8 protein-coding genes are annotated in these 12,391 nt (G+C 34.5%); all 8 read right to left on the reverse strand.

The features are described 5' to 3' along the window. Positions 1-78 precede the first annotated feature (78 nt). A complete protein-coding gene (locus FGM02_RS00615) occupies positions 79-1,587 on the reverse strand; it encodes a RagB/SusD family nutrient uptake outer membrane protein (RefSeq protein WP_139955916.1) in 1,509 nt (502 codons plus the stop codon). Positions 1,588-1,606: 19 nt separating this feature from the next. Beyond that, positions 1,607-4,873 carry a TonB-dependent receptor gene (locus FGM02_RS00620; RefSeq protein ID WP_166461107.1) on the reverse strand — a complete coding sequence of 1,089 codons (3,267 nt, stop codon included), beginning with the start codon at positions 4,871-4,873 and terminating at the stop codon, positions 1,607-1,609. 211 nt (positions 4,874-5,084) lie between these two features. After that, the gene (locus FGM02_RS00625) at positions 5,085-6,308 is read right to left on the reverse strand and encodes a FecR family protein (RefSeq protein ID WP_139955920.1); all 1,224 of its coding nucleotides are present in this window, start codon (positions 6,306-6,308) and stop codon (positions 5,085-5,087) included. Between the two features lie 136 nt (positions 6,309-6,444). Further along, entirely contained in the window at positions 6,445-7,005 is a 561-nt protein-coding gene (locus FGM02_RS00630; RefSeq protein WP_139955922.1) for an RNA polymerase sigma-70 factor, read from the reverse strand. 189 nt (positions 7,006-7,194) lie between these two features. Further along, on the reverse strand, positions 7,195-9,495 hold the full coding sequence (locus tag FGM02_RS00635) for a sulfatase-like hydrolase/transferase (RefSeq protein WP_139955924.1): 2,301 nt from the start codon (positions 9,493-9,495) through the stop codon (positions 7,195-7,197). Between the two features lie 26 nt (positions 9,496-9,521). Continuing rightward, the gene (dgoD, locus tag FGM02_RS00640) at positions 9,522-10,679 is read right to left on the reverse strand and encodes a galactonate dehydratase (RefSeq protein ID WP_139955926.1); all 1,158 of its coding nucleotides are present in this window, start codon (positions 10,677-10,679) and stop codon (positions 9,522-9,524) included. A 29-nt stretch (positions 10,680-10,708) separates the two neighbouring features. Further along, entirely contained in the window at positions 10,709-11,434 is a 726-nt protein-coding gene (locus FGM02_RS00645) for a FadR/GntR family transcriptional regulator (protein WP_139955928.1), read from the reverse strand. Between the two features lie 317 nt (positions 11,435-11,751). Next, positions 11,752-12,390 (reverse strand): bifunctional 4-hydroxy-2-oxoglutarate aldolase/2-dehydro-3-deoxy-phosphogluconate aldolase, encoded by a 639-nt coding sequence (locus FGM02_RS00650; protein WP_139955930.1) that lies wholly within the window; start codon positions 12,388-12,390, stop codon positions 11,752-11,754. Position 12,391: the final 1 nt, after the last annotated feature.

Raw genomic sequence — 12,391 nt, forward strand, 5'->3', positions numbered from 1 at the left:
AAGTTTTTTTTGTAAAAAAGTAACGGCAAATCATCTAGTTGATTTGCCGCGACTAATTATAAATAACTCAAAAATTATTTATTTTCCTAAATTAGGATTTAAATCTACTTCTATCTGTGGAATTGGAGCGTAATAATTATCTGTAGCTAAGGATCCTAAAACAGGATTTGCTATTGGAATATTCGGATCTAAAGGTGTTCGAGCGTCATTGTTCAAAGCATCTGCAACTTTCTCCATTCTAACCAAATCATTATAGCGTAAAAACTCACCTGCTAATTCCCATTTTCTTTCTGTAAAAGCTAATTCGGCTAAGTCTCCAGAAGTGACATCAATTGTAGGGTCCGGTGTGTCAAACGGTTTTCCAGCTGCTCGTCTTCTAATTTGATTAAGGGCTTCCCAGGCATCCGGACTATTTGCACCAGATCTACCAGATGCCTCAGCGTAGTTTAATAAAACTTCTGCATAACGCATATAAAAATCATTTCTATCCGTTGACCATTGACTTGGGAGGTCTCCAAGAGGTCCCGCAACTTTTGTGAATACAGGTTGTACTTGGTCGCTAAAATTCTTCCAGTCTAAATCAGTTCTATAGGTTGCTTCTTTTCTTGGTCCTTCAGGGAAATCTTCAAAAAACCGAACTTCAGCAAAAACCTCAGACCAACCCCCTTCTACATCACTAGGATAGCCTAATATACCATATTTCCTATTTCCTAATCCATTAGGATTGCTATAGGCAATCGTCCAAACAGATTCTTTGTTAAATCGATTACCTACTTTCCATAAATCATTTAAGTCACTTAGTAATCCAAATCCATGAGCAGCGCTGTTGTCAATTACTTTTTTAGCCATAACGGAGGCATCTGTGTATTTGGTGTTGTCTTTTACTGGAAAACCAGCCCAATTCATATACAAGCGAGAAAGTATGGCAGCTGCACTTCCTTTGTTTGGGCGTGGAGCTCCTGCTTCAACACCAGGATAAATTACAGGAAGTAAACTTTCCGCAAGTAATAGGTCGCTTTCAACTTGTTCATAAACTTTAATTTGTGTTGCCAATTCGATATCAAAATCAGGAACAGATGTTAATGGTAATGGAATTCTACCATGAATTCTAGACATATGTAAAAAAAGTGTTCCTCTTAAAAAATGTGATTCACCTAGAAGTCTATCATATCCTTCTTGATCCGTTACAGTCATTCCTTGTGCACTTTCTATCACAGCATTTACTGCGCGAATCATTGAGTAAACATCTTTCCAGTTGCTCAAGGTTCTTGGGTTGTCAGCCGAAACATTCATTTGGTCATATTCTCTAAATGGAGCTTTATTTAGCGCTTTGTGTGTGGTCATATCGTCACCAGCCCATCCGAAAACGTTAAAAGTTGTCCATTGAGCCGCTGTACGTAATTTTCCATAAACGCCCGTTACTCCTAAATTAAAATCCTGTAAAGATGAAAATTGTCCAGGTGCCAATTGAGATTTGGCAGGATCTTCATCTAAGTCGATACAGCTTTGCAATGACATTGCAAATACCATAGAAACGATGGCAATACTGTTACTTAAGTGTTTTATGATTTTATTTTTTGTATACATAATTTGATCAATTTTTTTGTTAAAAATTCAATTTAAAACCTAAAGAAATAGTTAAAGGATTAGGAAAGGCACCAGCGTCAATACCAGCAGCAACATCTCCATTCCCTCTTTCATTTGGATCTGAAGCTACAGAAGTTAATTCAGGGTCATAGCCTTGATAATCTGTAATCAAAAACAAGTTTTGACCACTAGCAAACAATCTCAATGATTCAATTGAACCAATATTACGTAGCGTATATCCTATAGCTAAGCTTTGTAATCGAATAAAACTTCCATCTTCTACAAAACGTGAAGAACCAATAATACTTTGTCCGCCAGCAGGAATATCTGTTTCGTTTTCAGGAGTCCATTGGTTTAACTGGTCTGGTGATAAAAAACTTTTTTGTGGACCATTGATTGTCCCTCGCATTGTGTTATAAACATCAAACCCGTGAACTCCTTGTAAGAATACATTTAAATCCCAATTTTTATAAGTGAAGGTGTTACTGAATCCCCAAAATGTTGTAGGTGTACCGTTTCCAATAGCTTGATAAACGATAGCACCAGATTCATCTCTTAAGTACTTAGGGTCTCCTGGAGCTCTACCGTATACTGCCGCTTCTGTTGTTTCTGCTGTTTTCCATGTTCCCAAAAAAGTAGCACCTAAAAATTGTCCTAGGGGCTCTCCTTTTTCTATAACATTCCAATAGGCTTGTGTTCCGTCTGTAGCTTCAAAAGATCCTTGAATGGAGTTTACACCTCCTAAGTCAACGACTTTGTTCTTAACAAAGGAGAAATTAAAGTTAGAATCCCAACTAAAATTTTCCTTCCTAATAAGATTTCCACCTAGTGATAAGTCCATTCCGTAATTTTCAACTTCACCAATATTTTGTGTAATTACTCCACCACCATTTGTTCCTGGTACAGGAACATCTAATAGTAGATCTGTTGTGTTTTTTTTGTAAGCATCAATACTTAAGTTTGCTCTTCCATTCCAAAAAGCAAGATCAACTCCCATGTTTGTTTGTGTTGTTGTTTCCCAGGTCAAGTTTTCGTTTCCATAACCATCAGGAATCGCACCAGGCGAAGTTGCTCCTCCAGAAAAAGGGTAAGAAGCATCGGTTCCTCCAATTTCAGAACTTGGATAAGTAACATAAGGAGCTACGTTTTGATTCCCTACTTGTCCCCAGCCTCCTCTAATAGCAAAATCAGTTAAGAATTCACTATTACTTAGAAAGTCCATTTTTTTGAAGCTGTATTTTAACGCTACTGAAGGAAAGTAACCTGTGTTTTGATCACTTCTAAATCTAGAAGATTGGTCCATTCGGATAGTAGCAGTAGCGAATAAACTTTCGTCGAAGACGTAAGCAGCTCTTGCCATAAGTGATTGGATTCCAGATTTATTGTAAATGTTTGAAGCTCTAAAAGATTGACCTAATTCGGTTAAGTGAAAATTTCCTGAAATAAGGTAATCTGTTGATGCCCATCCATTTTGGCTATATTCACTTTGTGAAAATTCATACAATCCAGTGGCGGAGATATTATGCTTCCCAAAAGTTTTAGCCCATGTTAAAATATTACTTACTTGATATCCTGTAGTTCTAGTTCCACTGTAGGTAGCATCTGGCAAGGTCATACTAACGATATAGTTTTCTTGTGCTGTATTGATAGAATTGGCTCCCACTACAACTGAATAGGTAAGATTGTCTGTTAAATTATAAGAAGCATTAAAATTGATATCGACTCTGTCCCGAACATTTTCGATATTAGAATTACGCATATCTGCTATCGGGTTGTAGGTTCCACTAGCGACACTTTTTAATGAATATAGATTAAAATCTCCATTTTCGTTATAAATGGGTGTTGTTGGATCCCAAGTTAGTGCTTGAAATATTTTTCGACCTTCAAATAAATTAAACTGATTTAAGTTGTTTTTAGTCTTTGCTCGTATGGCGGATAGGTTCAACCCAACTTTTAATTTGTCATTAAGCTGAGTGTTTACATTGGAACGGAAAGAATATTTCTCATAACCGGTTTCTATAACCATACCTTGTTGGTTAACATAATTACCAGAAAGGAAGTAGTTGGTTTTACCGTCCTCAGAACCCCCACTAGCAGACAGCTGAATGTTTTGAGTCATACCTTGTTGACTTAGTAATTCTTTTTGATAATTAGTTCCTCCATTTGTTTCAAAACCTGCAATTTCTAGGTCGGTATAAATAGCAGGTGAATTTACTCTAGCTCTACTAGAATTTTCTATTCTTGCAAAATCTGCTGCTCCAAGTGTTGGTATGTATTTAGGTACATTGTCTATAGAAAGGAAATAATCTACGCTTATTTTTCCTTTTCCTTTTCCTTTTTTTGTTGAAACTAAAATCACACCATTAGAACCTCTTGAGCCATAAATAGCGGTTGCAGAGGCGTCTTTAAGTACATCCATAGAAGCAATGTCATTAGGGTTGATGGAACTTAAATCACCACCAATAACACCATCAACAACAACCAAAGGGTTGTTGTTTCCTGTAATTGAATTTACACCTCTAATACGAACTTTAATTTCTCCACCTGGTTGTCCAGAATTTCGAGTAACTTTTACTCCTGATGCTCTACCTTGTAAGGCATCTTCAGTCCTAGTTAATGGTTGGTTTTCAAATGATTTAGAAGTTACTTGTGAGACTGAACCAACGACATCTTGTTTACGTGCAGTTCCGTATCCAATAACAACAACTTCATCAAGCGTTGAAGCGCTAGGTGCCATCTTAATAGAAAAACTTAGTTTGTTTCCCAATGCAATTTCTTGGCTTTCGAAACCTACATAAGAAACAACAATTATTGTGGCGTTTTTACTTATTGTTAATGAAAAATTACCATCAAAATCAGTTGTTGTTCCTGAATTACTTCCTTTTACTAAAACAGATGCGCCAGGTAATGGCATTCCAGTATCGTCTTTTACGGTACCTGAAATTGTTTTTTGTTGTACTATTTCAGCAGCTGTTCTCGATTTTTTTTTGTCGACTACAAGCACAATTTGTTTATCTAAGACTTCAGAGTTGATTTTTGTATTGGTAAATAATTGCTGAAGAATTGTTGAAATTGATTCCTTTTTGTGGTTTACGGATACAATTTTCTTATAATCAACTTGGTTGTCGTTGTATAAGAATTTGAATTCTGTTTTGGATTCAATTTCTCGGAGTACTTTTTCAATGCTAACTTTCTTTAGGTTTAAAGAAATTTTGGTGTTTTGAGAATAGGTGCTAGCTTGGATTTGAAAAAGTGATATTAAAAATAAGTAAACGGTTAGTTTCATTTTTAAATCAAACTTTAGAGTATAGAGAGAATACCTCTCTAAATTAATGAGATTTTTCATACTTTTGTTTTGAATTAAGTGGTTTAATAATTTGTTATTGAATACGCTATATCCAATCGGGGAATGTTCCAGCATTTTCCGATTTTTATGTATAACGCATTTTTGAGTTTAGTAAGTGGTCATGTCATGAAGTAGTATGGCTTTAGTTAGTTTAGTGTATAATTATTTGGTTTTCTTTTTTTGTATAGCTAAACGGTGAGTTTTTTGCAAATGAATTCAATACTTGCTCAATGGTTTCAATGTCAAATGTGGCTGTAAAAGTCTCCACAAATAGTTTTTGATTGTTACAACTAATTTTCACATCGTAATGTCTTTCTAATTTTTTTATGATATTGTGAAATTTCATATGTTCAAAAACAATCTTCCCATCAATCCAACTTGTATAAATGTCGGTGTTAACTGCTTTTATGCGAATTCGGTTATTTTTTTTATGCCAAGAGGCTTTTTTTCCTGGAGTTAATAAAGTGCTAGTGGCGTTTGAATATTTTTTGCCTTTTTGATAGAGACTTACGGCTCCTTCCACCAAAACGGTGCTTGTAATGGCGTCTTCAGGGTAAGAAGAGATATTGAATTTAGTCCCCAAAACACGAACATTTATATCGTTAGCTGTTACTATAAAAGGATGCTCCTTGTCTTTGGCTACATCAAAATAAGCCTCTCCTATGATACTTACTTTTCTGTCCATTCCTCTAAGAAATTTTACAGGGTATTTAATAAAACTTCCAGAGTTAAGATACACTTTGGTTCCATCTGAAAGGGTAATTTGAAAGGTTTTGCCATAAGGAATAGTCAATTCATTGAATTTTAATTTTTCGGTAGGTTTTTCAATTTCTTTATCTGTGTTGTCTAATGAATTTTGAGAAACAATAGCATAGGTTAAATTTGTTCCTTTTTGATTTCCAACAACTTCTCCGGTTTGGCTGATGATTTTACGTTCTCCAGTTTCTGAAATAATTTCAGTTTGGCCATTGTCAAGTTTTAAAGTAATGGCACCAGTTTTTATGTTTACTGGAGTGATTCGATTAGTTGGCCAATCGAAATTTAAATAGGCATAAGCGATTCCTAATGTGCAAATGAAAATAGCGGCTATTTTGCTGAATTTTTTGAAGTAAATTAATTTAGCATTTTTAGGTGTTTTCGCTTCTAAAGTTTTCCAATCTTGTTTTTTAGATTTGTTTATAATTCGAGCCATGATCTCATGATCCTTTTTGAACTTAGGGTCATTGATTGTTTCAAGAATTTCATTAGCATCATCAGTCCCAAACAAATTAGTTGTCTCCTTCATGATTTTGTCTGAAGGATCGACCTTTTTGTCTTTGATTATTTTAGAGGCTAATTTTTTAGCGACCTCTTCTATTTCTTTTATTCTCGTCATTATTAAAAGTGGCAATCGTTATTTTAGACAGGGCCACATAAACTAAAACGACTGATTTTTAAAAAGGGGTGAAAGTTTTTCGAAAAAAAAATATTTTTTTTTCGAGACTGGAATTATAGGGAAGAGAAGTACTTTTTTATTTTCTAAAGAAAGTGAAATATAGAGCCGTAACAATAAAGGCTCCTTCTAACAAAGGTCTTAATTTTTGATACGCAATCTTTTTTTGAGTTTTAACGGTATTTATCGAAATACTCAATTCTTCTGAAATTTGAATATTTCTATAGCCATTCATGCTCAACTTAATTATTTGTTTGCATTTTTCTGGCAAAGTATTAAGGGCATTGTCTACTATTCTTGAAGTTTCTTCTAGCAAAAGTTCTTTTTCAAAATAACTTTCAGAGGCTAAAATTTTGATATCGTCTTCAGTAAGTTTATTTTTAAGTTGGTATTCATTACTTTTTAAATGATCCAAACATTTGTTTTTAACCGACGTATACAAATAAGCTTTTACGGAGTCATTTTTAGAAAACTCTTTTTGCTGTCCTAAAAGTTTGATAAAAACTTCTTGAACTACATCTTTAGAAAGTTCCAAATCACGCAGGTATTTATTCGCAAATAAACACAAGGAAGTATAGAACGTATGGTAATACTTTCTACAGTCAGACTTAGAAAGTGATTTCTTCGTTACTTTTTTCAAGATAGGTTTAAGTTTGGTTTAAAAGTTGGTTAGACTTTTAAGAAAACAACATTAATATATGTTAATTTTCCTACCCTCAAATTAACAACAAATGTTTCAGTTATCCTAATTTGAAAATTTAGTAAAAATTGATTGTTTAGTTTTTGTCAAGTTTTTTATAGGGGGCATATAGTCGAAATATTTTATTTATTATTTGTGATACGGTCTTAAATTTACTCTTAAAATCAGGTCATCTGCTGTAATAAATAGAAACCTACCATCGTCAGAAAAAACACAATTCCCCGTTTTCCTGTCTGTGTTTATCGTTCCAATATGTTTTCCTTCAGGAGTAATAATTAATACACCACCAGGACCGGCTACAAATAGATTTCCGTTTTTATCAACCTTCATTCCGTCAGGACATTGTTTTTCACGACTAGACTTGTATAATTTTGTAGCATCAAAGAAAATTCGTCCGTTTTCTACCTTTTCATTCTTTACAATATCAAAAGCATAAATTTTTGGATAGTTTTTATCTGAATCAGCTACATAGAGCGTTTTGTTGTCGTTTGATACGGCAATTCCGTTGGGCAGTTTAATGTCCTTTGTTACTAATTTAGCTTCGCCGTTTTGGGCTAAGAAATACACACCATTAAAACCGATGTCACTTTTCTTTCCTAAGCCTAAACCAAAAGTAGGATCGGTAAAATAAATGTTGTTATAGTTGTCAAACGTTAAGTCGTTAGGCGAGTTGAATTTTGCTCCTTTGTAGTTTGTGGTAAGAGGGTTGAAGGTAACTTCGTTAGGAGATTTGTATTCCGTTAGTTTGCTAATTCTTCTATCCGCAACTTGACACAGCAATAAGTTTCCTTTTTTATCAACTAGTAAACCATTTGAGCCTTTTACTTTTTTTGCAGATGTATTGGCAATTCCTCCAGAAGGAGCTAAAAACAATTTTAAACCCGTAATATCATTCCATTCATAAGCTTTGTTTTCGGGAACGTCAGAGAAAACTAGTTTTTGACCTTTGGAAAACCAAGCTGGTCCTTCTGACCAATTGAAGCCTTCTGCAATTAATTCTACACGTGCATTTTTGGAAATTATATTGTCTAAAGCAGCATCCAATCGTACGATTTTTCCATGGGAAGGATATTTTTTTAAGGAGTCTATTATTTTAGTAAAACGAGTTTTTACCAAGTTCTCTTTTGAAGTCAATGTATGTGTTAGTTGACTTTTTTCTAGAATATCCTTTTTAATATTGTAAAAGCGACCGTCTCCATAAAGTTTGTAATTTTCATTCAAAACAAATTCAGCAGGTGAAAATTTGGATTTCCCAACGCCTGGTTTGGGATTGTAACTCATATACACCCAATCTCTTCTTTTGGCGGGTTCTGATTTTAAGATGGAATAAAAACTTTGTCCGTCTGTTTGAAAATCATTTGGCACCTTCTTTCCTGCGACTTCAAGCAGTGTTGGAAGAAAATCGATGGCATCTATAAAATCATTCTTTTGCTGGCCTTTTTTTATGTTTTTAGGCCAATTGGCTATGAACGGGACTTTTATTCCACTTTCTATTGTAAGTCCTTTTCCACCTTGCACCAATTTATTTCCCATTTTAGAAGTTACTTTTTGGTGAGTTCCATTGTCGGTATAAAAGAGTATTAAAGTTTCTTTTTCAATGCCTTTTTCTTTTAGTTTTTGAACTAGATTCCCAACAATTTTATCGGTGTAAGCCACCATATCTCCAAAATATTTTGGGTCGTCTTCAAATCTTTTCGACTTGTCTTTCCATACACTACTTTCTGGAGTAGGAGAAAAAGGATCATGGGTAAGTACCATTGGATAATAGACAAAGAAAGGCTCGTTGGTTTGTCGGTCAATAAAATCAAAAACATAGCTAGAAAAAATATCTGGTCCATATTTGCCTTTGGTATTTGTTAGTTGTTTTCCATTTTCAATAATAACCGGATCGGCAAATCTAGAGCCTTTGTCTTCTGTATGACCAACATGCCAAGCAATATACTCATCAAAACCCGCATTTTTTAATTCCATTCCAGTAGCTCTTCTATTTTCAGCCCCTGGATAATCAATAGGATCATAACTGTGCAATTGCCATTTACCTGCCAGGCACGTTTTATAACCTGCCTCCTGCATAAGGTGTCCGAATGTTTTTCCTTGAGGGGTTAGTATACCGAAAGCTGTCCAGTTTCTATAATTGTATTTTCCCGTCATTAATTTTACTCGGGTATTGGTACACAAAGGTTGTGCAAAAGCTTGGTTGAATTGCATTCCTGTTTTGGAAAGCTTGTCAATATTGGGAGTTTTGTAAGAAGTTCCTCCGTAACAACCTAAGGCCTCGTAGCCTAAATCATCGACTAAAATTAGAATAATATTCGGACTTTTTTTTGTTGGTTTGGGGTTTGCAAACGAATTTGAAATTAAAAATAGGAAAAGGATCGCCGATAAAAAACGCAATTGCTTGTCGTTTTCATTAAAGTTTATTGAAATCATGTGAGTTGTGAGTCTTTAGTTTTTAATTACCATTCTGTAAAGTTTCCGTCTTTACCACGCCAAATTGGGTTTTTCCAATCGTGGCCAATTTTTACGCCTTCTTTTAATTTGTCTTCATCCATTTCAACACCTAAACCAGGTTTTTTGAATAGCTCAATATAGCCGTCTTTTAAATCGAAAATTTCAGGGTTTTTCATATAATCTAATAAATCGAAACCTTTGTTGTAGTGGATACCCAGACTACTTTCTTGAATGATAGCATTTGCACAACTAAAATCTAGATGTAGGGCAGAAGCAAGGGCGATAGGGCCAAGTGGACAATGAGGCGCAATGCTAATGTCATACGCTTCGGCCATTGCCGCAATTCTTTTTACTTCAGAAATACCACCGGCATGACTTAAATCGGGTTGAATAATATCCACAACACCTTGGTGAAGAATTTCTTTAAAATCCCATCTAGAAAACATTCGTTCACCAGTTGCAATTGGGATGCTGGTATAACTATAAATATGTTTTAATAAATCATTGTTTTCACTTAGTAAAGGCTCTTCAATAAACATGGGGTCATAGGGAGCTAGCTCATCTATCAATCGTTTGGCCATTGGTTTGTGAATTCTTCCATGGAAATCAATTCCAACATCTAAGGTATCCCCAAATTCTTCTCTTAATAATTTTATATTGTTAGCTACTTTTTTGATGTCTTTTATAGAAGCTAACCAATCCATTCCGCCAGTAGCGTTCATTTTAACCGCACTGTAGCCCATGTTTATTTTTTCTTGGGCTTGTTCTAAAATTACTTCTGGATGATCACCACCAATCCAGCAATACATTTTCATTTTATTTCTGACCGATCCTCCTAATAATTCATAGACAGGAACATTTAAAAACTTTCCTTTGATATCCCATAAAGCCTGATCTATTCCAGAAATAGCGCTCATGAGTATGGGACCACCTCTGTAAAAACTTCCTCGGTATAATACTTGCCAAATATCTTCAATATTATTGGCGTTTTGTCCTAAAATAAAGGGTTTTAATTCATGGATACAAGCTTCAACAGTAGCTGCTTTACCTTCAACAACAGGTTCTCCCCATCCTATAATTCCACAAGCAGTGGTAATTTTCACGAATAGCCATCTGGGTGGCACTTTAAACAATTCTATTTTCGTGATTTTTAAATTTTCCATAAATTTTTATTTGTAGGAGCCCGTTATTTCTATCCCTTGTGAGATTTGAAATAATTGACTTTAGTTACTTCAATATGTGCTTTCATGGCATCAAATGCCTTGGTTTCATTTTGCTCTACAATTGCTTCTAATATTGCCTTATGATGGAACAACATGATGTTTTTTTCTTCAATTAAATTACCGTCTGTAGGTTTTGCAAAAACACTCTTTTTAAACTTAGGCATTAGGTTGTAAATTGGATTTAACAACAGCTCTAAGACCTTATTGTTATTAATGGATAATAAAATTTTATGAAAATCATTGTCCAATTCTGCTTCTAGTTTTTTGTTATTGATATCACAAGCCGTCATGTTTTTCATGTTTTGAGTCAAAAGATCCAAATGCTTTTGCGTTCTGTTAACGGCTGCTTGGGCTGCAATAGCAGGTTCTATAACCAAGCGGGTGTCAATTGTTTCTATGATAACATTATCGTTTACAGAAAGTTCAAAAAACATGTTCAATATTTCAGCGGTGTTTTTAAAACTCATTTCAGTAACAAAAACACCACTTCCTCTTTTAACAGCCACCATTCCCTTTGCGCTCATTCTTTTTATAGCCTCTCGAATAGCAGTCCTACTGACTTGAAACATTTCACAAAGTTCATTTTCAGTAGGTAATTTTTCGCCAGGAGAATAAGTGCCTTTTTTTATCGCTTTAATTAACGCTTCTTCTATTTGTTGCGAAAGTGACTTTTTTTGTCCTATTTGTTCAAACATAATTTTTAATTCTAGTTCTTTGACATCCTATTGTCAATAGTGGTTTTAAGGTTAAAAGATACTTAAATTAACTTAAAACAACCGTAATTTTACCAATTAGTAAAAGAACTGTCTGAATTTTTTAGTTTTGGAATTTCAACAGGCTTAACCGGTTGAGATTTCTCATATTCTTCATCAAATTCAACCCCTAATCTAGACGTTTTTTAAATTGGATATTTAGCTCCTTGTCGTTTTGGTTGAAGGGGGGAATATTTGGGATCATTTGTAATTGTTTATGCTCCTGTATTTACTTCTTCTATCCAACTGAAATTTTAAAATCATTCATGATTCTTTTTTATGTGTTTAATAAAATTGATCGCATTCTGTTCTATATCTATCAGATCTTGTTCATCTTTAATGGGTTCTTTTAAAATACTGGCAATACCAATACCGGTTGCACCAGCGTTCATCCAAAGACCCACATCGTTTTGCTTAATATTGCCAACCGCTAAAATTTTGACACGATCAAGTGGGGCTTTAATTGATTTAAAATAGGCTATTCCCATGATGTCAGCTGGGAATAGCTTTACAAAATCGGCTCCTGCTTCGAAGGCTTCACATACTTCTGTTGGAGTTAAGGCTCCCATTAAAATTGGGATATTGTTTTTATGTGCAATATCTATTAAAGTAAGATTGCAATTAGGTGTCACTAAAAACTGTGCTCCAGCTTTAATGGCTTCATTTGCAATTTTTTCATTAGTCACGGTACCTGCTCCAATTAAAATATCAGGATAGGACTTTCGAGCTTCAATAATGGCTTCGGTATACTTTGGTGTATTCGAGGTAACTTCCAAAATACGAACACCAGCTGAGGCTAACCGACCGATCACAGCTTGTATTTTACTACTATCTTTTAACCGAGTAATAAAAACGATTTTTTCATGCTGAATTAGTTCCGAAATCTCTTTTCTATTCATT

Source organism: Flavicella sediminum, assembly GCF_006381105.1.
Lineage (GTDB): Bacteria > Bacteroidota > Bacteroidia > Flavobacteriales > Flavobacteriaceae > Flavicella > Flavicella sediminum.